20 protein-coding genes are annotated in these 22,224 nt (G+C 43.1%); 11 read left to right on the top strand and 9 right to left on the bottom strand.

Annotated elements, in window-relative coordinates; genetic code table 11:
- Window positions 1-45: 45 nt before the first annotated feature.
- From DET62_RS03540 to DET62_RS03525, 4 genes are all read right to left on the bottom strand, one after another.
- A complete protein-coding gene (locus tag DET62_RS03540; RefSeq protein ID WP_110012881.1) occupies window positions 46-642 on the bottom strand; it encodes a hypothetical protein in 597 nt (198 codons plus the stop codon).
- Complete coding sequence (locus tag DET62_RS03535; protein ID WP_166635815.1) at window positions 639-1,073, bottom strand: diadenylate cyclase; 435 nt, start codon at window positions 1,071-1,073, stop codon at window positions 639-641. Before DET62_RS03535 ends, DET62_RS03540 begins: the two co-directional genes overlap by 4 nt.
- Before the next feature lie 228 nt (window positions 1,074-1,301).
- Entirely contained in the window at window positions 1,302-2,195 is an 894-nt protein-coding gene (locus DET62_RS03530; protein ID WP_133566268.1) for a DUF2971 domain-containing protein, read from the bottom strand.
- A gap of 32 nt (window positions 2,196-2,227) precedes the next feature.
- Entirely contained in the window at window positions 2,228-2,431 is a 204-nt protein-coding gene (locus DET62_RS03525) for a helix-turn-helix transcriptional regulator (RefSeq protein WP_110012884.1), read from the bottom strand.
- A gap of 145 nt (window positions 2,432-2,576) precedes the next feature.
- Between DET62_RS03525 and DET62_RS03520 the strand changes: the two genes are divergently transcribed.
- The 5 genes from DET62_RS03520 to DET62_RS03500 are packed head-to-tail and all read left to right on the top strand — an operon-like array spanning window position 2,577 to window position 6,101.
- Complete coding sequence (locus DET62_RS03520) at window positions 2,577-2,816, top strand: hypothetical protein (protein ID WP_110012885.1); 240 nt, start codon at window positions 2,577-2,579, stop codon at window positions 2,814-2,816.
- Entirely contained in the window at window positions 2,809-3,987 is a 1,179-nt protein-coding gene (locus DET62_RS03515; protein ID WP_110012886.1) for a DUF3596 domain-containing protein, read from the top strand. Before DET62_RS03520 ends, DET62_RS03515 begins: the two co-directional genes overlap by 8 nt.
- A gap of 51 nt (window positions 3,988-4,038) precedes the next feature.
- Complete coding sequence (locus tag DET62_RS03510) at window positions 4,039-4,971, top strand: hypothetical protein (protein WP_110012887.1); 933 nt, start codon at window positions 4,039-4,041, stop codon at window positions 4,969-4,971.
- A 40-nt stretch (window positions 4,972-5,011) separates the two neighbouring features.
- Window positions 5,012-5,539 carry a DNA-binding protein gene (locus tag DET62_RS03505; RefSeq protein WP_110012888.1) on the top strand — a complete coding sequence of 176 codons (528 nt, stop codon included), beginning with the start codon at window positions 5,012-5,014 and terminating at the stop codon, window positions 5,537-5,539.
- A gap of 31 nt (window positions 5,540-5,570) precedes the next feature.
- A complete protein-coding gene (locus DET62_RS03500; RefSeq protein WP_110012889.1) occupies window positions 5,571-6,101 on the top strand; it encodes a hypothetical protein in 531 nt (176 codons plus the stop codon).
- Between the two features lie 405 nt (window positions 6,102-6,506).
- Here the strand turns inward: DET62_RS03500 and DET62_RS03495 are convergent, their stop codons facing one another.
- On the bottom strand, window positions 6,507-7,583 hold the full coding sequence (locus tag DET62_RS03495; protein ID WP_110012890.1) for a hypothetical protein: 1,077 nt from the start codon (window positions 7,581-7,583) through the stop codon (window positions 6,507-6,509).
- Window positions 7,584-8,142: 559 nt separating this feature from the next.
- On the opposite strand from DET62_RS03495, the gene DET62_RS03490 reads away from it, so the two are divergent.
- The 4 genes from DET62_RS03490 (at window position 8,143) to DET62_RS03475 (ending at window position 11,940) form a co-directional block, all read left to right on the top strand.
- Window positions 8,143-8,961: a serine protease gene (locus tag DET62_RS03490; RefSeq protein ID WP_110012891.1), complete on the top strand. Its 819-nt coding sequence runs from the start codon at window positions 8,143-8,145 to the stop codon at window positions 8,959-8,961.
- A gap of 63 nt (window positions 8,962-9,024) precedes the next feature.
- The gene (locus DET62_RS03485; RefSeq protein ID WP_110012892.1) at window positions 9,025-9,981 is read left to right on the top strand and encodes a Shedu immune nuclease family protein; all 957 of its coding nucleotides are present in this window, start codon (window positions 9,025-9,027) and stop codon (window positions 9,979-9,981) included.
- Window positions 9,982-10,137: 156 nt separating this feature from the next.
- On the top strand, window positions 10,138-10,809 hold the full coding sequence (locus tag DET62_RS03480) for a hypothetical protein (protein WP_110012893.1): 672 nt from the start codon (window positions 10,138-10,140) through the stop codon (window positions 10,807-10,809).
- 465 nt (window positions 10,810-11,274) lie between these two features.
- Window positions 11,275-11,940 (top strand): hypothetical protein, encoded by a 666-nt coding sequence (locus DET62_RS03475; protein ID WP_110012894.1) that lies wholly within the window; start codon window positions 11,275-11,277, stop codon window positions 11,938-11,940.
- Window positions 11,941-12,879: 939 nt separating this feature from the next.
- Here the strand turns inward: DET62_RS03475 and DET62_RS03465 are convergent.
- The 4 genes from DET62_RS03465 to DET62_RS03450 form a co-directional block, all read right to left on the bottom strand.
- On the bottom strand, window positions 12,880-16,050 hold the full coding sequence (locus tag DET62_RS03465) for a hypothetical protein (protein ID WP_110012896.1): 3,171 nt from the start codon (window positions 16,048-16,050) through the stop codon (window positions 12,880-12,882).
- 10 nt (window positions 16,051-16,060) lie between these two features.
- A complete protein-coding gene (locus DET62_RS03460; protein WP_110012897.1) occupies window positions 16,061-17,434 on the bottom strand; it encodes a site-specific integrase in 1,374 nt (457 codons plus the stop codon).
- Entirely contained in the window at window positions 17,431-17,973 is a 543-nt protein-coding gene (locus tag DET62_RS03455) for a hypothetical protein (RefSeq protein ID WP_110012898.1), read from the bottom strand. The genes DET62_RS03460 and DET62_RS03455 overlap by 4 nt, the downstream gene beginning before the upstream one ends.
- A gap of 315 nt (window positions 17,974-18,288) precedes the next feature.
- Window positions 18,289-19,041 (bottom strand): HNH endonuclease signature motif containing protein, encoded by a 753-nt coding sequence (locus DET62_RS03450; RefSeq protein ID WP_110012899.1) that lies wholly within the window; start codon window positions 19,039-19,041, stop codon window positions 18,289-18,291.
- Window positions 19,042-19,328: 287 nt separating this feature from the next.
- On the opposite strand from DET62_RS03450, the gene DET62_RS03445 reads away from it, so the two are divergent.
- Both DET62_RS03445 and DET62_RS03440 read left to right on the top strand, forming a co-directional pair.
- A complete protein-coding gene (locus tag DET62_RS03445) occupies window positions 19,329-21,110 on the top strand; it encodes an AAA family ATPase (RefSeq protein WP_110012900.1) in 1,782 nt (593 codons plus the stop codon).
- Between the two features lie 154 nt (window positions 21,111-21,264).
- Window positions 21,265-22,152, top strand: a complete 888-nt coding sequence (locus DET62_RS03440; RefSeq protein ID WP_110012901.1) for a hypothetical protein — start codon at window positions 21,265-21,267, stop codon at window positions 22,150-22,152.
- The last annotated feature ends 72 nt before the right edge of the window (window positions 22,153-22,224 follow it).

Raw genomic sequence — 22,224 nt, 5'->3', positions numbered from 1 at the left:
CAACCTTGAACAGAAAGGTGTCGATGAAAACTAGTCCATTGATTTTTAGGTGACAATGCGTTTAAGCTCATAATAACCAACTGTCCTGCGGCTGGTAAAATAATTTCCCTGAAGCTGTTCGTTATCCGAAAGACCAAGTTTTAGCACTGCGGCTCCCTTATAAGGCTCTTGAGCGCGGGTGTTAGATTTATGCTTAGGTGTCGTCAAAAATACGTAATACAATTCTGCACGCCCTGTTTCAACATCCTTTTTAGGCTTGGCTAATAATGTTTGAGAGTCTGAATCTTCTGCTTCTACATCAATGCCTAGCTTCAGAAAATCTTGCTTTATTACAGCTTTTGCTTTCGACGTTCCTTTTTTGCCTTCCCATTCCCAATGAATATTCATGTCCCAGGTTCCATTTAAGTTTGGGAAAAAAATTTTATTGAGAATTGGCCAGTGATTCCATATTTTTTCCCACCCAAAATAAAATGTTCCGAGCACTAAAAGGTGTAGAAGAGCAGAGCCACTAGTTGCGATTGATATTGCAGATATAAAAGAGGTATTTTGATCGTATACCCCCCAAAGAATCAAGCAACTGACTACCGCGTATGCAACAGCAATAGAGGAGATAGCTCTACCTATAGGGATGAGACTAATCATTGGCACTCCTCGAAGTGGATTTCTTTCCCGCTCTTGAAAATAGAAAGCCTACGCCTTTCACTCACGATCCCTGTCATGACTACATTCGAGATATTCGAGCCAAATAGAGCTGCTACGAAACGTCCCCCTACATGCCGAGACCTATCAAAGTATGCATTTTGTACAATAGGTGGTGAAAAATACTGAGCAACGTGAGTCAATTCCGCGTTTTTGTTGAGAATATGGAAGCCGTCATGATATTTACTTTTATGAATGGAAATCTCTGATAAAACTTGCACGACCGAGCCGCTAATCTCGGGAGGACTATCTCGCAGACTAACTATTGGCAAGTGATTAGGACAATCACAGACCACAACTCCTGTGCCAGAAAAGTCTGTATTTGAACTAACCGCAACCGTGTAAAGTAAATTTCTAAACTCGTCTTGTGTCATTAAAGTTTCCTTCAAGCATCGAACGCATAGCGTCCAAGGCATTTCTGTTTATCTGAGTGACGCAAATTGCTATAGGCTGTATCGAAGAGTGTTGGCCTTATTATAGTCTTTGCATACCGGATGTCTGAAGTTTCAACTGCTTGGAATTCATATAATAGCTGCATAAATGCAGCTTTCACTCCTTTGGGCAAGGTGCAACGAACAGAGAGCCCGAAAACAGAACTATGCTCACCTGTAGTGTCCTCTAGAGGTGTTAACTTCCACGTTTTTATAACCTAGAGCGTTAAGCATATACTTTATTTCAGTTGGGCTTTCTGTATTGCGTGGCCCTAAAGTAATTGAAGCAATTGCTGAGGAACTTTTATCAGAAACAAGAGCATTTGAGTAGGCTGTTATACCGTACCCGCCTAGTCGATAATCTATTTCAACGGGTTTATGAGCTGTAAAAGCATTGACGCCGACGAGTTTTCCTCCTCTGTGGAGCGAGAGAATCATTCTTTGCTCTCGTTCCGATTCGTAGAATGATTTTTTAAATGCTGCCGCCAGTTCGGAAAGTTCTGCCCCCAAAATATATTCGTTAAAAAGCATATCGTCGCCAAATGCATTTTTGTTTGTATCAGACTTTTTGAATTGTAATAAAATGTCCTTAGCTTTCTCTTTTAACTCGTGAATAGAGTAAATGAGAGGAAGTATCTGCATGACTGGTCTGACCTTTCCATCGATCAGGTTTCCTTCTGGTCTAATAAGCGTGTCATTTAATCTTTCCAATATGGATTTTTTGAACCCTATACAGACACCAGCACCATTCTCACCGTATGCCCGCCACTGATCTAAATCATCTCCTTTTTTGGAAAATGAACAAGCTAGGAGTAGATATTCTGTTTGGTCCGAAAGGTAGTGATTGTCGTTTAGCCAGTCTGCAGCGTGTGGGAATGCATTTTTAAACTGAGAATTTACTAACTCGAATCCAGCTTTATATTCTTCAGGGTCATTCATTTTAGTTATATCTGAAAGCCATATCTTGCGACTTTTTAAAATCTTCAGCAGAGTATCAAGTGAGCAATAATGGAAGAGCATATATAAAGCCTTAAGTTTAAGTGTTGATAATTTACTTTTTAACACAGCTTAGATTGTTTTGAATTGGTAATAAAAAATTACTCTTCAGTGACTTCTAATAGCTCCCCAACTTCACAATCAAAATACCTACAAAGCGCTTCCAAAGCAGCAAAATCAATTCGCTGAGCGGTCTCCTTGTACAGCAAGGTCACGGTATTTCGGTTCAATCCAGTATCGCGTGCAACGTCCATTATCTTTAGCTTTCGCTCGCCCATCATCCGCGCTAAATGACACTTAATCATGACCACCTCTCAAAAAATGTCATCTAAAATGACAAAAAAACATTGCAAATGATATTTTGCGTGCTAATATGTCATTTAGGATGGCAGTTTGTAATTCAGGAATACGTTATGCCATTCAGTCTATCAATCAACTAAGGAGTTTGCCATGTTAAATGACATGACGCTTTTAACGACCGCCGAATTGGCTGAGCGAATCAAGTATGACCCACGCACCATTAGAGAGCAGCTTAAGGATTCGGTACTACATGAGGGGATTCACTACATCCGCCCATTCGGTGGTAGAAAAATCTTATTTCTGTGGGAAGCCATTCAGCGTGACATAGGTCAGGAATCGTCAGGTACGCTTGCTATTCCGATGGTAAAAGGGGGCATGGCTCATGGGTAGTGTTAATGCACGTCCCGAGACCGGGAAATTGTTCATCGATTTCCGATACAAGGGTAAACGCTGTCGCGAACAAACCTCCCTTGAGGACACGCGAGAAAACCGTAAACGGGTGCAGAAGTTACTCGATCGGATTGAAGCGGAAATTACTCTCGGTACCTTTGATTATGGTAAGCATTTCCCAGGAAGCGCCAAGGCGCAGCAATTCAGGGAAATGCAGGTGCGCAGTCAGCATCTTGATACGCCCCTGTTCAGTGACTTTGCGAACACGTGGTTTGCTGAAATGAGTATTCAGTGGCGAACATCGCATGCTGATACGGTGCGAATTACATTGGATAAGTATTTAGTCCCAGCCTTTGGGGAAAGGGAAGTTGGCCGCATCACCAAAGCGGAAGTACTTGAGTTTCGGGCCTCACTCGCCAAAGTTACGCCCCGAAGCAACAAGTCGCTATCTCCGTCGCGGATAAACCACATCATGACGCCTTTGCGCATGATTTTGAATGAAGCAGCCAACCGCTACAATTTTAGCTCACCTTACCAGGGAATTAAATCGCTTAAGGTGCCGCGCACGGATGTAGAGCCATTCACGATAGATGAGGTTCGGCTCATCATCGAAAAGGTCCGTCCTGATTTTCGGGACTACTACACCGTGCGGTTCTTTACCGGCATGCGGACAGCGGAAATCGATGGGCTCCAATGGGATGCGGTGGATTTTGACCGCCGGCAAATCATGGTACGCAGCACCATCGTTAACGGCGAAATCCAAAGCACCAAAAACGATGGGTCGTTTCGCGCAATTGACATGAGCGAGCTGGTCTTCGATGCATTGAAACATCAGTACGAAGCAACCGGTGATCAGCAGTACGTGTTTTGTACCCGCAGCGGCTCGCCGTTGTCGCATAACAACGTGACCAAACGTGTCTGGTATCCACTTTTACGGCATCTGGGGTTGCGTAAACGACGCCCTTACCAAACGCGCCATACGGCTGCCACGCTCTGGCTGGCAGCGGGGGAGAGCCCTGAGTGGATTGCCCGGCAGATGGGTCACTCGACAACCGAAATGCTGTTCCGGGTCTATTCACGCTTTGTACCGAACCTGACCCGCCAGGACGGCTCCGCGTTCGAGCGATTGCTCAAATCCAACTTCAACGATTTCAAACCCGGCGCAGAGTGAGTAAGAGTTCACTCCGTCGCGCTACCGATTTAATTACCCTGGAGAATTATTATGAACACCATTACAACCAACACCATCAAAGACACCATTCAGCCGCTGCTCGTCGACGCGAAAGACTACATGCGCTTTACCGGACGTTACTACTTGTGTGAAGTGGAGTATGTGAATACAACGTCGGCGCAGGAGCGTTGTAAATTAACGTTATCTGACAGCTCCGGCACTATTGAGGTTTATGCCCGATATGAGCAACTGCGCGATGAAGCTATCTTAGTGGACGCTATGGTTCACGTGGAAGTCGCGAAGTCATTTATTGGTGAACAAAGTGTAAGGGTTTGTAAGGTACTGGCCTGCGCCGATGACTGCGACACCATCGGCACGTCGCTTGCGGCGCTTCCAATTGCTAAGTGCCCACGCACTGATATTTTTAAAGCGCTACTTGTGATGGAGAGCCGCATCCAGTCCGAGGTCATGAAAGAATTCCTCTGTGACGTGCTGTTACAGAAACACGTGGCTATCGCCTACCTTGAGTGCCCCGCAACCCTTAACGGTCACCACAGTTACGGGGCGGGGCTGCTTGAACATTCCATTGATGTCGCCTGGAATATTCTGGGGGTACAGACTTTTAAGAGCATTGAGAGGGACACCGCCATTGTTGCTGCGCTTTTACATGATATTGGAAAAACACAAACGCTGGCCAACCAACAGATGCCGAGCCGGCTGGGATGTCGTGTTGATTCGCCGCATTTGACCCTGGAGCTCTGTGCTGGCGCATTGAAGAAGCTCGATGCACGAGCGCCGCTGATGGCCGAACGGCTCCGGGAGGCATGGGTTGCACTTATCCCGGGTACCGCACTAAGTACCGACAGAAAGCCGCTATTGATTGATGTGTTAGAGCGCTCAAAGCACTTCAGTATTGAGGGCGAGCAGTCCATGGCGTTTCTGGCGGATGCGGAAATGGGCGTGCCCATTACGGCCAATCATTAATTTCTTTAATTTAATTAATTTCGTTAAAGAGGAATGATTTATGGCACGCCATCCAGAAGTCAGCGAACAGCAAATCATCGATGCCGGTTTAGCTCTGGAGAAACGAGGGAAGCGCGCGAATGCGGGCGCTATTCGTGTTCAGTTAGGTGACAGAGGCGGTCTTGCCCGCATTAAATCCATTTGGGAAACCTACCAGGGCAATCGTGACGAGCCGCTCTATGCAGCAAGGCGCAGTAACCTGTCGTTTGATGTCCTACCGAGCTCCTATGCGGACGAAGCTGAGTTGCTTATCGAGAAGGTATCGCAGGCCATGAAGCATATGGCGATTGCCGCTTACGGCGATGCGCAGAGCCTGTTTGAGCGACGCCTTAAAAGTATCGAGACAAATCATGCCGCAGCAATTAGCGACTACGAGGAGAGCGAACAGTCGGCCGTGGAGTGCGTTGAGAAGCTTGAGGATGAGCTCGACGACATACAATCCGAGAGAGACAAGCTCGCTGAGCAAAACGCGCAGCTACTGATTGAAAACGCGGAGCTTCGTGGAAAGCTCGATGCGTCCAAAGAATAGTTTAAAACACAGAATTTAAAGAGAGGCACATATGGCACTTAAAACCATAAGTTTTGTCGGCTTAGCGCCTGAGAAACTGTTAGAAGCCGCTGAGATAGAAATACAAAGTCAGCTCCATCATACCGGTGGCGAGCTGTTTTTATACCGTAAGCCTAAGTTTAAAGGCTACAACTTACTAAGGCCCTCCGCAGAGGTGCAGGGATTATTGCAGTACTTCGCATCCATTGGTTGTGTTTGCTCTGAATACCGGCTGGCCTATTCATTACTGCCAAACAACGTGGATGAGTGGCCTTTAAAGTCCGAGGACTTGGCCTATTATTATGCTTTTAGTGCGGCGGAAGCGCGAATCAACCTTGAATATGATGAGCGCGTGTCGGATCTGTTTGAGGCATTTGAATACAGCTCTGAGTTTGCGCGCTACCGGTACATGATGAACGACTTCATCCGAAAGTACGCAGAATCTCGATCGATCTCAACGGACATCATCTGGCACTTTCAATACCTGTCAAAGCACGATGATAAAGATCAGGAGTTTTCGGAGGATATGACGCTGGACAGTTGAAACTTACATCAAACCCATTAAGCGAACCTATCAATAACAGGGCTAGCGTTTATACTAGCCCTTAATATTCACTTCAATTTTTGCAGCCATTTCTTTTGCAGGTTACCGGTGCGGTCGTGTTTGTCCAATGCGATGGTTTAACGTTAGTGTCTTCGCCGCATCCAGTTTTCCCGCCTTTTCGCCCCTAGTGAACAACACTTTCACTTGACTCGGGTGTATGTCTAACAGCCATAGAATGTTCCTTTTCGTGTGTGCGCCGATATTGGCTGATTAAAATGTAGGCCGAAACTGACGTGATGCCAGTCTTAGAAGAAAGGAGAGATCTGCAAAGTGTCAGGAGTGGGCGGCGCTAATGCCCACTTAATCGGACTATAATGTGTAGAGAAGTGGAATTAGTCAACGGTTTTAGTTGCGCTTAAAGTACTTGTTATATATTGCTTGTCGAGAAATCAATTTCTTTACTTCGTTTCTGTCAATACTATATAAATACCAATGACTCATAGCTCGCTTTCGAATCTTTCGGTACCAAACATTTATATCCTTCTCTGGTATTTCATATAACCAATCTCCTGCTTTTTTGTCATTAAACAAATCATCAAGAATTAATAGCATTGAAGATCGCGATTCAGAGAGCACAAAATCCTTATCTTCATTACCCAGTCCTAGTTGTTCATCTCCAAAAAATGTGGCTGATACCATATGCAAACGGAGAGAAGCAGGAGGATGAGAAGAGGATTTAAAGTCACTTCGGGTAAGTTTAGGAGATAAAAAGTAAAAAAACAGGTTCAAATATGTGAAATAATCGCACAAAACCTTCTTGTATAGGTTCTTGTTGTTAATAAATCCTTTCAGTTCCTTAAGGTGATTATCAACCAAACCTTGAAGCGCAAACATATCACCGACAAACTCTCTGCTCTGAGAGTTCAGAGCTTCTTCCTCAGTTAGTTTTTTTCCCTTCATATTATCAATATCATCAATATCGATAGAGTTGTGACGTAATCCATGCATGTGAAAGATATGACCAGCTTCATGGAACATAGTAAACAATGTAAAAATTGACGAAATTAGTTCAACCCTATGCCTAAAGCTTTCATTTTTTAACTTCTCGTCAAATTGATTATTTTCAAAATAGTTTACAGAGCCTAAACCAACGAGATCTTTGTAAGTTTTTGGGTTTTTATCATTCTCGTCAGAGAAGCATTTTTGTCCATTTTCAATTAAATCTGCAACAACAAGTGCCATTTTGTATGATAGGTCAAAAACTCCATACATTAGGGCAATATACTTTGGAGTATAAGAAGCCATAGCATTGAAATTACGATCCTGTAGAACAAGATAGTCGGAATCAACCGCATCAGCGATTTTTTTACAAGCTAAATGCAATTGATTGTACCATGCTGGGGAATAATCAAAATTACTATCCTCCATTATTGGTTGGTTAAAACCACTTTTCTTCAAAGCGGCCAAAATACTTTTATCCATAAACTCCTTAAATATTTAACGCCACATTATGGTGCGACAACCATGTGCGAAACTTACACGGCTTTGGAGCCACTCTTAAATACTTTGTTATGTACATGACTTTAAACTGACTTTGTCCATATTCGTATCATGAAAACTCCCTCTGAAGGCTAAAGTCCTATCAAAGCTAAAATGAGCAAACCAAATTATAGGAAATTGTGCCAATTTTAGGGCCGAAAAAATAAAATACAAAGGCAATATCAGTGAATTGGACTTCCCAGCTTCACTAGGCTGAAATTCACAGTGTACGACAGGTTTACCTCAACAATCTTTAGCGATTTTTTGTTGTGTTGTTAATTTAAGTCGTTTACCGTCAATTACATAATGGAAAATTAAAGTTGGATATAGTATGTCCGTTAGAAGGCAACTGAGCATGTGCAAGTTACTTTTGCTTAGTCAGAGCATTCAAAGTTCGGAATACTTGTTTAATCAGTAACTTAAAAACAGGGAGCTATCAATTGAACGAGTTACGAAGTGCGCGCGCAGTATATAAATGTTAGGCGTAATGGATGATTAGTGCATGGATTTGAGTCCAGCCGAACAATTTGCTCACAGCACCGTACGTATAGAATGCGATATGCAAAGTGGGGGAGTGGGTACTGGCACGGGTTTTTTCTATAGCCTTGATCGAAATGACGACCAACATATACCTGTCATTGTTACAAACAAGCATGTGGTGGCTGGCGCAACTAAGGGGAGATTTCTATTAACCCTAAGAAATGCTGAAGGTGGTCCTGATATAGGAAAAACAAAATCCTTTGAGCTGGACAACTTTCAGGGGCAATGGCTCCCTCATCCAGATAATGATGTTGATCTATGCGTCATGCCTATTGCCCCACTAATCCGACAGGCTGAGGCGACTAAAACTCAATTTTACTTCACCACCTTAGAAAAAGAACTTATTCCAACTGAAAACGATCTAAAGGATATGTTGGGTCTTGAAAATATCCTTATGGTTGGATACCCAAACGGCTTATGGGATAAAGCCAATAACCTTCCAATCTTTAGAAGAGGTGTGATGGCATCTGACTATAAGAGAGATTGGAATGGCAAAAAAGAATTTCTAATCGATGCTGCCTGTTTTCCAGGTTCTAGCGGCTCTCCAATACTACTTTTCGAAATCGGAAACTATCAAACTCGAAATGCACTAGTAATGGGGTCTCGAATCAAGCTTCTTGGGGTTTTGTATGCAGGCCCGCAGCACACGATACAAGGTGATATACAGATCGTGCCAATTGCTACGCAGCAGAGAGTTATAGCGATAGCAGGAATACCGAACAACCTTGGTATAATCATAAAGTCTGAACAATTGTTGGCGTTCGAGGGCAAGCTAAAGTGAAGCCTAACAAATCAATCAACTTCGCGCCGATTATCGAGACATTAGCAGTACAGGGAGATTTCAATGTCTAAAGTGAGAGATCACAAGTTTACAGTTATAAGAGACAAAAAAACTGTAATCACCCGTGCGACATTTTGGAAAGTGCCTCACCATACCAGCCCTGATGAAATTCACCTTAAGGTTGGCCGGTACAAGAAACCGAACGGAATATTCGACCCAGAGAGTGTGGAGGTTTTTGAACCCAAAAGTGAATTAACGTTGGATGGTGAGGAATTTCAGAATCTTGTTTCCTTCATCCAAGAAAACTACGAGCCTTTTAAAAATGGGACTAAAGCATTTATCCCTTTGAATAAGCCGTATGATTTATCGATTGCTCACCAGCTAAAGCAATTGCTGGATCAAAGTGACAAGTCTGAAATGCTCAACTTCTTAGTAGAGAACAATGTCGTTCCTGATGAGCTGGAGGTCGGACTCTCACATGCTCGCAGGTTGAGGGCAATCGACGAATTTGTGGTTCTTCTTGAATCTGATGATACCGAAAGTCGATGGCAAGAATGGTTCGAGAATAATAATTGGGTGCTCGGAAGTGACTTCGTAAAAGTGTTAGACGAACGCAATATAGATACGAGAAATATTTCAGATTTCTTAATGGAAAGTTATGACGGATTTCTTGATATAGTTGAAATAAAGAGGCCACAGGGAGGCCTACAATTTTGGCAGAACAGGCTTGATCACGGAAACTATATACCGCATTCTGACCTTATTAAGGCTATAACTCAAGCATCTAAATACATCCACGAAGTGGAAAGGGAAGCAGACAGCATCAAGTTTTTTGAGCGTGTGGGTGGTGTAAAGACAATCAAGCCTCGCTGCACACTGATTTACGGACGGTCGGCTGATTGGAATGTGGGTCAGCAGGAGGCATTTAGGATTTTGAACTCGAGCTACCACAATCTTAGTATCATGACTTTTGATCATGTCCTTGCTCGTGCTAAACGGATACTCGGGAAAAATTGCTAAACAGACAGAGGCTCAAGCCGAACGTTTTCGCTGGCGTTAGCCCAAACGATACATTTTAAAAGGTACCGATGGACACTGAAACGTTAGTAAAGAGAACACTTTAAACTCCATGTCGAGAAAATACCTGAGTCGGACCAAAAAACGCCCGATTTCCTTGTGCGTGATAGCATTAACGAATACTTGGTAGAGGTTAAAGAGAAAGAGGCAAATCCAGCACTCGGTGAAGCAAAAGAAGAAGCATTTTCAAAAGGGGAAATTTTCGAAGTATCTGAAACACTTTCAACGAAAAGCGTACTTCAAAATGTAGTACGGGACGGTCGCAGGCAAATCAAAGCACACGTTACTGACGAGTCAACGTTTAGGATAGTTTGGGTACATTGTACTGGTCTTGCTTATGACGCGACACTAGAGCAAATAATTGCAGGCCTTTATGGTAGTGAAACCATTGTAGACTGTAGCTCCGATGATGCTTTTTCTGGAACCTGCTATTATTTTGGCTTTAGTCAGTTTTTTAAGTACCGAGATTCAATAGATGCTGTAATGGTTACTGGTAGCAAAGGAGAGGCGACTTTCTGCATAAATAATCATTCACCTCGTTATGAACAATTAAACGCATCAGAATTAGTCCAATCTATGCCAGTTGGTGTTATAGATCCAGCACATGAAGAAAAAGCAGGCTTCGGATTTGTAGTCGATGGCGAGGTGGATCGCAGAAAACCAGACGAGGTGTTGAGTTATCTCCGTAAAAAGTACAAAACAGAGAAACTCAATGTAATGAAAGTGCGCCATATGGAGGTTCATATGGCCGTCACACATAAAAAAATGTAACAAGCGTAAGCGCTCTGGGAGAAAGTTTACGGCGTACTTCAGTTTTGTCCGTGTTGCGGGCGTGGACGTTTGCTCTTGGTACAAAGCTCAAGGTCACTAACGAGCGATAAACTGACCTTTGGTTGTTTAATAGTCACCGGCTACTTCAACTAATGATTAACCGCGCTGTAATTAGCAGTGTGGGTTTAGCTAACTGCACGATATATCCTACCTCGACAGTATTGCGCATTCCATGTTGTGTTAGCAGTTTAAGTCGTTTAATGTCAATAACATAATGAAGAATCGAAGCTGAATGTTGCGTGTCAGCCAGAGAATAAGGGGGCGTGCTCAAATTTCTTTCTTGTTCAGAGCTTGTTTTAAGGCCGGAGTGCTCATTTGCTTAGTAACTTAAGAGGCAGCAACTATCAGCTGAACGAGTTATTAAGTGCGCCGCACAGTCTATAAATATCCGAGTTACAGAGAGCTATGAATAATCAGTCTAAATTTCATCCAATAAGAGACTTCACGATCCTCGCATCGTTAATATCTGCGTTTCTATATGCAGTAGGATATCTCTATGAAACCGTTTATTTAGAGAGCTTTGGGTTGAACACCTCGGAGCTGGCACCGGACATACCAACCTCTATATCTTTCGGTTTTAGATATATTTTTTTGAATACGACATCAGGTATTGTAATCGCTTCGATAATAGTTTTTTTTGCTCTTTTAGTGGTTGATCAAATCAAACAAGATTTTCTTGCTTGGTTGGCAGCTAGTGACAAAATTACTAGGGTGCTGCGCTCTATTTCTCAAAGCGTTAATTTCAGTAGGTTAAAAATATACGTGCTAATCGCCTCACCTTTTTTACTATTCATGGTGCTTTTCCACTCTATAAACAAAGGCTCAGAGTTGGCAGAGTCACTAAAAAAAGAAGAAGAAACGGATAGGATTATAGTTATCAAATCCGGACATGAAATGGAATTGGAAGGTAAGGTTGTGCGCCTACGGGATGGTGTAGTCGCATTTTGGGAAAAAACTAGAGATGTAACCCACATATTTAATTTAGAGACTACTTTCAGAATTACATATGGAAAAGAAAGTCCTAACGAGTCAAGCAAGAAGGAGGCAGATAAAGCTCGAGCTTCCTCTTAATGCGTTATAACGTTTGCATATCAACTAAAATTTGAGAAATATTTAAACGACCAAGATAGTTCGAGCTGATGAAGGTTGAAGTCCGGAAGCCAGCGGTGCAGTATAAGGCGTTCTTAGTGTTTGGCGAGATAGAATGTTTAGTTAGTGCCCAATCGTGAAATTGGGAAGGGTTTAATCGTTCTTAGTGAAAATCGGACAAAAAAACAGCCATTTTTTTATTAAAGCTATACTCATCTACGGGGTATATGAGACAGGATTCATATACCCCGTAGATGAGATAGTAGCTCTAAATCATAAAAAGGATAACTATATGGCTCTTAAACCTGGACCAAAACCAATTGCTGACTCAACAGGGAAACCTGATAGACGCAGGCGTGATAACAAAGATACACCTGGGAATACCCCGGGACTGAAGCCTAGTAAATCCTCAAAAAAATAGGAAAGGCTGTCGATAAAAGCTACCTTTACGGTAGTTTTTTTGAGACATAATGAGCACAAATTATTATTCAAGTGTTTTTGGGTAGAACCCATGAATGTTAGAAGTCTGGGAAGTCCCGTCACTATCGCCCGCGCAACTAAGTGGGATTTAGCTGTTATGGAAAATAGATCTAAAAAGCCCAAGACTCAGTTGTTTTAGTCGATAGGGTTGGATATAAAGACCTGTGTGTCGAGCCTAGGACAAGCGGGAATACGGTCTTACACTTTCGATTGGTCGTTTTGACGACAAGGAAAAGAACGAAACTTTGACCTGGATGCTTAGTATGAGCGTGCACTTTCAATATTCCAGCCCGAGTTGCCCTTTACTTCGTAGTAGAGAAAAGTTTAAATCAAGATGCTCGCTTGTTGGGCATAATGAGGCCAATCTCAATGATTTCCGCTCTTCGCAAGAAGCAGGCCGTAGCTTGATGTGAGACAACCATTATTCTATGTAAGAAATATTTAAGTGAGCTCATAGATATTGTTAGGATCATATGTAAATCTCGGATCGTAATACCTTCTCAGGGCCCCCGAATAGATCGCAAGCGTGTGAAAAGCATACCGGAGTGCGCTCGAGGCATATTGCTCGCTATTTCCCCTTAAGTATTGAGCGTTATTTTCGTTGATGTCATGGCTTAGGAAGTAAAGACGAGCAACTCCCTTAGAATTTTGACGTTTCCCGCCATCTTTAAGTACTATCTCGAAGTGACCAACAGCGTTCAAAACATTATTCCAATGTGCTGTTACAATTTTCAAAACATCATCCCGGTATTTGCCAACGGGGGCCCCGCAAATCGAGTTGTCGACGTGAATCTCAAGATACAAGCGTGAAGCAGGGACGACAGGTTTTAAAGCTGTGATGAGATTGATGGCATCGTCTATTTCTTTTGTATTGAAGGAAACGTAACGGTGGCTATGCGTCGAAGCACTTAAAAGTATATGACTTGCTTTTCTAACCTGGTTGTCAAGATAGTGCATCGCAGCCGGCATAAGTTTATTGATGATTATATTTGCGGCCATGATGTCATCATTGGAATTCGGTAGCGGTACATGAAGCTTTGATGTCTCAGCAGCGTACAATCTGAACTTTCTATGCTTCGTTTTATAGCGCTCTTTAGTATCGCGAGCCGCATCTATGAGTGCTTCCACCATTTTGCGTTCCAGGTTGTAAAGGTCACAAATTTGCTCAATAGAACGACCTTTGTCGGAGGCCTCTAACACAAGGCTTACTTGCTCAGCATCGAACTCTGTTTTTTGGGTGAATAAACTATCCATGTCGAGATCTCCTTTTTTAATCCCTTTAAGCTGTTTGACTACCCATCCGCCTCGCTCTTTGCTTAGTAATCTATCAGCAAGTGACATCAGCTCCGTTTTATTTAGTGCTTCAGCGTTTGCGCCCTCCGGTAGAAGCTTGCTCATACGCGCTGGCTGCATGCGTGAAAGGTTCCTTACCGAAGACATGTTGGTTGTGGTGTTCGAACGCATGATGGACTCGAAAAGCAATAAGTCAGTGAAGTGCGTGTAGGTTGATAACGTCATGCCTGGCTCAAGGTGGCCTGCCCAGGTTGATATCTTATAGAGCACGTTTAGGGAGTCGCTTAGTTGAAAGTAATCTCTGATAACGGCTACTTGCTCTGGTGAATATGGCGTTAAGGCGCGTACGGTATCGTCCGACGCAAAACAGACCAATACCGCGGTAGAAATTGCGAAGTGGCGCAGTTGATACATTGGGGTATGAACGCCCGTATATGATGATAGCAGTCGAGTTACATGCTGGCTGATTTCGCGCATGTTGAGAAAGACATTGTTATGCGGCAGTCTGGAAAAGATGAGCATGTGCGGGTTCGTGAATCTCACTCTTCCATCTGCACTTAGGTAACGCCCGGCTTGCTCCATTCGGCGACTTATAAACCAGCGGATAAACTTGGATTCATCAGGTGGTAAGAAAGTATCAAGCTCAATCAGTCGTTTGGCGGAGTATGTTTTTTCTCTAAAGTGGCGGTTGGTTCTTACGAACAAATGACCTTTTAGGAGCAGGTCAATATCCTTTATTTCTAGGTTGAGTACTTCATTTGGTCTAGGGTTAAGCCTGGAGCATAGGATGAGTAGCGCAATAACTGACTCGCGAAGGTGAGATGATTGGTTAGCGTAAAGCTCGCCGATATCAGTAAACAGTTGCTTGATGTGCACTTCTGAGGGGATATTTGAGCGGACATGAACAGATTTTTGTTTATCTCTTGGCTCAAGTTGTTGGGGCAACGCAATATCGTGCTCTTCATTTAAGAAGTGCATTAGCTCGATGATTGATTCGCTGTATTGTGAGTCCGAGAGGCTCTTTTTGTTCATTAACTGCTCGTAGAGCTCTGTCATTTCATCTTCATCGAGCACAAAAACGCTCGTTTGTTGGCAAACGTCGAGCCAGATGGTCGCAACAGAGCTGACGTAACGAGCCCCGGTTGCAAACTTGGTTAAATTACCCTCCCGATAACAATATCGCAGCCAATCAATGAGCACGAACTCAGAGTCGCTGATAGTGCGCTTACGCGACTCATAGAAGCTATCAATCCTTCGAATAATGAAGGCTTTACGCTCTGCGGCACTGCGGTGGTGATCATTCCTAGCTTTGAATAACTCTCGCAAACCTTCGCTGAACTCTGAATGATAAGCCGGAAGATCACGTTTTTTAAGCACACCAGCAGGTTGCCGAGGTATAGATACTGGATTGGGTTGTGTCGGCGACGCGATGGTATTATGAAAAGTTTGGCTTTTAATGCACTGAAGGCACTCGATGGACGTTGAGGCGCTACTTAAGTCTCCGCCTGCAAAATGCCGTAGAAAAGTTGGCATATTTGAGCCGGGCTGCTCGCTGACGAGCTGCGCAACCGCGCGCAAGAACGTGCGGTTATTAAGCTTTTTGATGGCTTGTTGAGAGGCAATTGCAGACAGTTCATTTTTTAGCAGCGTTGTTGCGTCTCCGCTTATGCAGGCGGTTGCCCGACTTTTTATAAAACCGGATATTGTAAACAGGGTGAGTGGGCCGGGATAAAAGTTACGTTGAGTGACTTTCCTTCTATTTGCCTTTGTGTTGGTTTCATGACCTCGACGTGAGTAAATAAGAGGAATAACCCAGTTTCCTTCAATTTTTTTGAGCACGACTTTTGATGTTGTAACTGTCGTTAGCAGTGCATCCAGTGCCTCCTCGAAACATAAACCACTTTCGAACGCAGCGTGAAACAGGACAAGAAACAGTGGATAACTATTGTTAAACGACTTTTGCACCGAGACTAGGAGATTAACCTCATTTATTGCTCCGTGGAGTAACGACTTAGCTTTAACGATTTTTGGGTCAACAAAGCCGTTTAAGCGGGGCGTTGAATAGTAGTGTTGGCCATAAAGTTTTTGGTTAATTGCATCTATGAGTGCACGTCTGAACTTGCTGCTTAATGATTTTTTAGCATGCACGGAGTCGTAGATTGTTGAAAATACCATTTCTTTATGCGCATCGTTGAGAGTATCAATTGGCTCGCGGCATATCAGATGCATTAACGTGTCAGCGCAGTTGATACTCGCTTTTTCAATTTTGCTCTTCTGCGGTGTCGCATGCTCGGTGATAACTTTTCGAAGTAAGTCCATTTTTATCTCCCTATTTGCTCATCAATGAGCTTTTCGGTAGAGCCAGCGCTTCCATGATGTGATCAACCCGTTCACTAATATCGAGCAATTGCTGGTAACGAAATGTTGAGCTCGATTTTGTTGGCGAGTCCAGTGCCTGTCGGTGACCCATAAAGGCCGCAAGGACATCCCGGTCGACGTCTGACTGGATGAGTAGGCTTGCCATTGTATGGCGATGCCAGTTTATCGATCTGAAAACCGCATCAGAAAGATAGCCACGTAAGTGATCGAAGTTGGGTAAAAAAGTCGATGCCGTTTGGATGCGAAATAGGTTTGAGCGGCCAGATAGCATGTCGTCGATCGCCTGATAATTGTTGGTGTTAGTAAATCTAAAACGCTCTTGATAGCACTTTAAATAATCGATGTAATGAAGAATTACCTGCCGAGCGCGTTGGCACACAGGGACTAGTCGTGCAGAGCTATCGGATTTATCGACGATTTCCACTTGATTAAAATCATCAAGAAAGGCACCTATCGTTCTAAATACATCGGGAGCGGGGCGATGCATCGTCGCAAATTGCAGCAAGTTAACAACATAAGCTGTGTAAATGTTATGTGCTGCGATACGATCCTCTTTAATCAACGCATTCCTGAGCGCGGATTGAAGCTGTGAAAACACATATTCAACCCCGTGAGATGACAAGGCTTTTTTCGAACCAAACAGTGTGTCGTCAGGAATTGACGTCTGTTTATATGCTTCGATTTCATCCTCTGGTAAGAATAAAGCCATGAAATCTGTGTGATGTTTATGAAGCGTTTTTGCAGAGAATGCTGCATAAAAATTTTGCATGTTGTCATTCATTTTTCTATCCGCGATAAAGTCACGTTCAAAGCGTGTCATATTTACCGTAGTGAATTCGAAATCAATGACGCGCTGGAGTGCATTGGGCGTTATCAGCTGTCCTGATGGACCTCGTTTCCCAGCGAGTAGCCGAGCGACTCTACTCTCGAGTATATCGATTGGTATTGATTGTGAGCGGGCTTGGGCGGTAGGTTTCGCGACACATGGCGGCAATAGGATGTAATTATCGTCTTTGGTCACAAGTTTTGATGCTTCATCAAATATTGGTGAAGAAGCTTCTCCATAGCGCCAGCTATTGGATAGTTTACCAACGCCTGTGCTAAGAATCTCAAAGTCCAAGCTCGCATCGACAAGCGATCTCATATTGCGTCCAGTGGCTAACTTGGCTAATGCCAAGCCTCGCGTCAAATCGTCGGGGTCACTGAGAAGAAATGAAGACAATTCGGACAACGTTGATCTGGTTAGCCGGTAAGGGGACGACTGAGGACGTTTCTGATTCCTTTTCTGGTGCTTACCCTGATACTTTTGTTTTCTGCCACTCATAACTGCTCTCCCATTTTTTTGATACGCTCGCTCTGGAGTTTTTTTAATTGTCGCTTCGACGTGCTGAGACTGGTCCGAGAGAGTTTGCGCGCGATAGCTCCAATTGTTTTTGCGGATACGCCTGTTAGCTCTTCGATATCTGAATGTGAGAGATGGCTTTTTTCCAGAGCTCTACGTAGTTGTGCGCAGTAAGTTGGATGATGCACCTGGTTTAGCATCCTTGATAAAACATATCGCCAGGCAGTATTCGATACTACCGGTGATTCAATGTCTGGGACGCAAATGACAGTCAGCAGCTTATTCATATCGTGGTGTGCAGTCAGAAGCTGAGACCAGCCAGCAATTACTTGATAACTACTGTTGTCTGGCATGACCTGGGGGTATTCCAACTGAAGGGCTTGGTCTGATGGATAATCTTGAGTCCGTTGCATGCATTGGTGTTGCAAATCAAGTTCAAACTCGTAAGCCGGTTGCGCACACGGATGGATGATTAACCTCGAGAGAGGTACGTCAATCATTTGTCGTCTGTTGTTGTCCATAGCATCACCTCGTTAATGCAATTCAGAAAAATCGGCTTGAAAGCCACATGACTTATGCTAGCTGATGGAACGCAAAAAAATCGGAGATGAAGTTACGGAAATTGGAAATAGTTAAAAAACGAATATTTTCTCTATATTTTTAAGGATTTTCTGAGACGAAAAAAACCACATTTTTTTCAAGCAGGCGACGCTTGGCAGGCTTTTTGATAAAGGAGGTGGTTAAAAATCATTCAGGGTTGAGGTCGCAGCTGGAGAAGCCGTCGATGATTTATTGTTCTCGACGGCGCCTAAGATATTGGCGGATTATAATGTCAGTCAGAGGAAACTCTCCTTGTTAGAGCCATAGTGCGATTCTCGATGACAATTAGGGCAAAGAGCTTTTACATTCCTAAGGGTATCTTCGCCTCCGTCAGCTAATCTTTTAATATGGTGCACTTCAAGATATGGGCTTCCATCTGACTTTCGTAGAAAAGGAGCTTTACTACCGCAGCTCTCACATAAACCGTCAGCTCTTAATAATGCTTCAGCAACAACATCTGGGTTTCTAACAAAAACGGTTGCAGTTACTTGTTTTTGTTTAGCCCTCGGCGGGGCTTCAGCTAAACGCTTCTTCCTCTGTGCTGGCGAATCATTTAACGCTTTTTTCACTTGCTGCTCAAACTCATCAGTATATTCAGCTAAATTGAGTTCTTTGATGTTAGCGGACTGGGGAAGGGGGAGGCCAGCGAAGTAGAACGCAATTTTCCTCACGTCATTAGATGAGCGAATATACCAGTATGGTTCGTTTTGATTCGGCTGATGATAACCGTGGCAATCTCGACCAGTGAGACCTTTTATAAATGGCACAAGTCGGTTGACGCACTGTTGCGTGTTCGGCGCAACGTAATACCCAGATTTTGAAGGTCGAATTGCCAGCCTTTGGCGCTGCTCATCGTTAAAGACTAAGCTGATATTTTGTTGCTTTACTCTCTGCTGCTTTGGCCTTATTAATGGCTGACCTAGCTGAGTATTGAGCTCCTCAGCTAAGCCCCAGACAAACTCTTTGGCCTCAGTGAGATCATTGCTCATAAAAACCTCTTTTATGTAATTTCGTTTTGGTATGAGAGGCCTTTCAAATCACTGGTGATTCAGCCGCATCCATTCTAAGTACATTGTAACTGGGAAAGATATCGAGCAAAGCCTAGAAAGTCGAGTCACTCATATAAGTAATATGTCATGTTTATTTGTTGTATTTAATTGCTGACTAACTTAATGTCAATAACAAAATAAAAGGTAAAAGTTAGAGATTGCGCGCTTTTTAGCGGGAAATGGGCGTGCAAATAAACTGATACTAGGCATGTCATAAGGAAGAGAGCGTGAAAATAGAGAAAATTTGGATTAAGAACTGGAGGTCTGTGAAAGAGCAAAAAATTGAAGCTCAAGATCTTATGGTAATTATTGGCCAAAATAATCATGGAAAATCAAACCTACTCTCATCGGTTCTATTTTTCTTTGGTGAGCTGAAGCATCACGACTTGGATTTTCATCATGGTTCTACGGAGCTCTTTGTTGAAATTGAATTTGGATGCTTGGATCAATCAGATAAAGCGACTTTTAAAAAATACCTTACTTCTGATGAAAAGGTCGTTGTAAGAAAAACAGCCTATTTAGGTGGAAGCTTTGAATATCGTGGGTATATAGAGAACCCACAAGAAGAATGGCTCCAAGAGGCTAATGCTTCTGCTTATGCGAAAAGAGAATTGGCTAGTAGCTTGCCACTGCATCCTTTCATTCCAGATTCAGGCCGCATTACGAAGCAGAATATTATTGATGCCCAAAATGCCTACATTGAACAAAACAGAGATCAAATTGATTTTAGCTTTGAATTGGAGAGCTCTAATTTTCTTGGCCTAAAAACAGTAGCTACAGGAATTTTTGGGGAAGTATATTTTATTCCTGCGGTGAAAGAGGCATCGGACGACTTCACTTCAAAAGAATCTAGCGTCTTCGGGAAAATGTACGCGGATGTGGTTGCTCTAATGTCTGAGTACAACGAAGAATGGAAGGATACGAAGGAAAAACTCGGTAACCTGTTTTCTGCATTAAATAAACAGGACAAAAATGGGAATGAAAACCTTGATCGGCCTAAACAACTATTAGACTTTGAGCAGGAATTGGCTGATGAGTTAGTATCTTGGGGAGCAAAGGTTGATATAGAGGTTGCGGCGCCGGACATTGAAACCGTCTTTAAAGCTAATACTCAGGTTTGGATCGATGATGGCGTCAGAACGGACATAAAACGGAAAGGACATGGTCTGCAACGCGCGTTGACGGTCGCTTTAATACAAGTGGTGGCAAAAAAAGCAATATCGGCCGCTGCAGGTGAGGAGGCAGGTGACGGAAAAGGTAATCATCGTAAAGCATCTAATTCGAGGTACTTTATATTTGAAGAGCCCGAGCTTTACTTGCATCCTCAAGCTCAAAGGTCGTTATTTGATTCGTTTGTTGGTCTTTCAGAGTCGGGAAGTCAGGTTATCTTGTGTACGCACTCAAGTGGGCTTATTGATGTTGAAAAATACAGGTCGATTTATATAGCCACTAAAGAAAATGAGGCGGAAGGGACACGAGTTAAGCAGTGTAGTGAAGAGCTTTTCGACGGAGACTCGAAGAAAGACTTCAACCTTTCTTATTGGATAAACCCGGATAGAGGCGAGCTCTTTTTTGCTACAAAGGTAGTACTTGTGGAAGGTGCGACAGAGAAAACTGTACTACCTCTTTTGGCGAAGAGACTGAAAGTGTTCCGTTATGACTACACGCTAGTTGATTGCGGCTCCAAAGATAATATTCCTTTATATGTAAAGCTTATGAACAAGTTTTCGATCCCTTACGTCGCAGTGTATGACCGCGACCATCAAGCCCACAAAGGGGACGATGCGAAAGCTTCCGCTGACACATCTACTCAAAAGATTGAAAACGAGATTGATGCGAATATTGGTTCTTCGATAGTACTGGAAAATGACATTGAAGAGGAGCTTGGTCTCCCCGCAGGTGGAAGCAGCAAACCTTATGTAGCCTTGAATCACATTACGTCAGATGGCTTTGAGATCAGCTTATCAATGACTCAAAAAGTTCGAGCATTGTATGATGAGAAGGTTTAAAGCTGTGCCTGTATAAAGCACTTATAGTGACAAGAGATATTTCTGCGGGGAGAAGCTTTATGAACCACGTCCTACAATAGCAACTATTTTGTAGTCAATGTTCGGGCATTCTTGATGAGTTGACGCTTAGTTTTTAAGGAGATTATTGCAAGTAATGGAAGAGCAAACAGATAATATTGATGCGGCCCAGAACAACAGTTCGAATAATGAGTCCTTATTAAGTCAATTGGTTTATCGTTACCAACATATCAATGAACTTACGCTGGGTAATTTGAAACGGGGAGAGTACTTGTTTTCAACGCCATTTGAATTGAATGACGGAAACGAAGGGTACCCAAAACTCGTGTTACATGGTGATAAGGAAGCGTATCTGCGCTTCTCGTATTGGGTGCTTTGCGGGTGTGCTGATAGTTTATACCGACTGAGTGCTCAAGAAGTGTCCGAATCATCCGAAAAGTTTAATCGCATTTCATACAAAGTGTCGCAGTTATCCTCTAAGCGACCCTTACTAGTAGAGCACTTTAAAGAACTACTAAAAAGCGCAATCGATGATTTAGGTTTTAACGGTGAGCCTATGCTTTGCGCTTTGATTGCCAAATTAGAAAAATACCTCTTAGATCTTTTGCTTACAGATATTAATAAGCGCTATTCGACCCTGTCCTTTTCTAAATCGGCGACTAACCCAACTATGTGGGGACATTATGCGGATGCAGATAAGGGGATGGTTATTGTGCATGAAACTGAAAACAATAAAGTTGAAGTGGAACTCCCTGTTCCTACATTCCTCAGGATGAGCTCGGTTAATGAAAAGATTGATGGAGGCTATGAGATTAAAGGGCTGGGGACAAGTAACAAAGGCGAACTGAGCTTAGAGCAAGTATCCTATAGAAAGAATCGACCACAAATAAACCTGTTTCATTGGTTTAGTAATAAGTTTTTCTTTTCAGAGTCAGAGTATCACTATAATTATCCAGAATCATTTAGAGCCTCCCAGCAGCCTAAGGATCATGAGAAGTTTAGTGCGATTTTAAACCGTCCGTAGAAACGGGGTAGAACCCGTTGATTCATATTTGCTTCGGCGTACTAAAGACAGAAACTGAATATCAACCGAACA

Origin of the sequence: Idiomarina sp. H2 (assembly GCF_004364275.1) — a bacterium.
GTDB lineage: Bacteria > Pseudomonadota > Gammaproteobacteria > Enterobacterales > Alteromonadaceae > Idiomarina > Idiomarina loihiensis.
The sequence above is the reverse complement of the archived record's forward strand: the minus strand, read 5'-3'. Positions and strand labels throughout refer to the sequence as shown.

What these genes read in the sequence shown, in the direction of transcription:
- DET62_RS03540 (WP_110012881.1), bottom strand. Translation starts at nt 642, where the DNA reads ATGATTAGTCTCATCCCTATAGGTAGAGCTATCTCCTCTATTGCTGTT.
- DET62_RS03460 (WP_110012897.1), bottom strand. Translation starts at nt 17,434, where the DNA reads ATGAGTGGCAGAAAACAAAAGTATCAGGGTAAGCACCAGAAAAGGAAT.
- DET62_RS03485 (WP_110012892.1), top strand. Translation starts at nt 9,025, where the DNA reads ATGTCTAAAGTGAGAGATCACAAGTTTACAGTTATAAGAGACAAAAAA.
- DET62_RS03505 (WP_110012888.1), top strand. Translation starts at nt 5,012, where the DNA reads ATGGCACGCCATCCAGAAGTCAGCGAACAGCAAATCATCGATGCCGGT.
- DET62_RS03475 (WP_110012894.1), top strand. Translation starts at nt 11,275, where the DNA reads ATGAATAATCAGTCTAAATTTCATCCAATAAGAGACTTCACGATCCTC.
- DET62_RS03455 (WP_110012898.1), bottom strand. Translation starts at nt 17,973, where the DNA reads ATGGACAACAACAGACGACAAATGATTGACGTACCTCTCTCGAGGTTA.
- DET62_RS03535 (WP_166635815.1), bottom strand. Translation starts at nt 1,073, where the DNA reads ATGACACAAGACGAGTTTAGAAATTTACTTTACACGGTTGCGGTTAGT.
- DET62_RS03495 (WP_110012890.1), bottom strand. Translation starts at nt 7,583, where the DNA reads ATGGATAAAAGTATTTTGGCCGCTTTGAAGAAAAGTGGTTTTAACCAA.
- DET62_RS03440 (WP_110012901.1), top strand. Translation starts at nt 21,265, where the DNA reads ATGGAAGAGCAAACAGATAATATTGATGCGGCCCAGAACAACAGTTCG.
- DET62_RS03520 (WP_110012885.1), top strand. Translation starts at nt 2,577, where the DNA reads ATGTTAAATGACATGACGCTTTTAACGACCGCCGAATTGGCTGAGCGA.
- DET62_RS03490 (WP_110012891.1), top strand. Translation starts at nt 8,143, where the DNA reads ATGGATTTGAGTCCAGCCGAACAATTTGCTCACAGCACCGTACGTATA.
- DET62_RS03515 (WP_110012886.1), top strand. Translation starts at nt 2,809, where the DNA reads ATGGGTAGTGTTAATGCACGTCCCGAGACCGGGAAATTGTTCATCGAT.
- DET62_RS03465 (WP_110012896.1), bottom strand. Translation starts at nt 16,050, where the DNA reads ATGGACTTACTTCGAAAAGTTATCACCGAGCATGCGACACCGCAGAAG.
- DET62_RS03450 (WP_110012899.1), bottom strand. Translation starts at nt 19,041, where the DNA reads ATGAGCAATGATCTCACTGAGGCCAAAGAGTTTGTCTGGGGCTTAGCT.
- DET62_RS03500 (WP_110012889.1), top strand. Translation starts at nt 5,571, where the DNA reads ATGGCACTTAAAACCATAAGTTTTGTCGGCTTAGCGCCTGAGAAACTG.
- DET62_RS03525 (WP_110012884.1), bottom strand. Translation starts at nt 2,431, where the DNA reads ATGATTAAGTGTCATTTAGCGCGGATGATGGGCGAGCGAAAGCTAAAG.
- DET62_RS03510 (WP_110012887.1), top strand. Translation starts at nt 4,039, where the DNA reads ATGAACACCATTACAACCAACACCATCAAAGACACCATTCAGCCGCTG.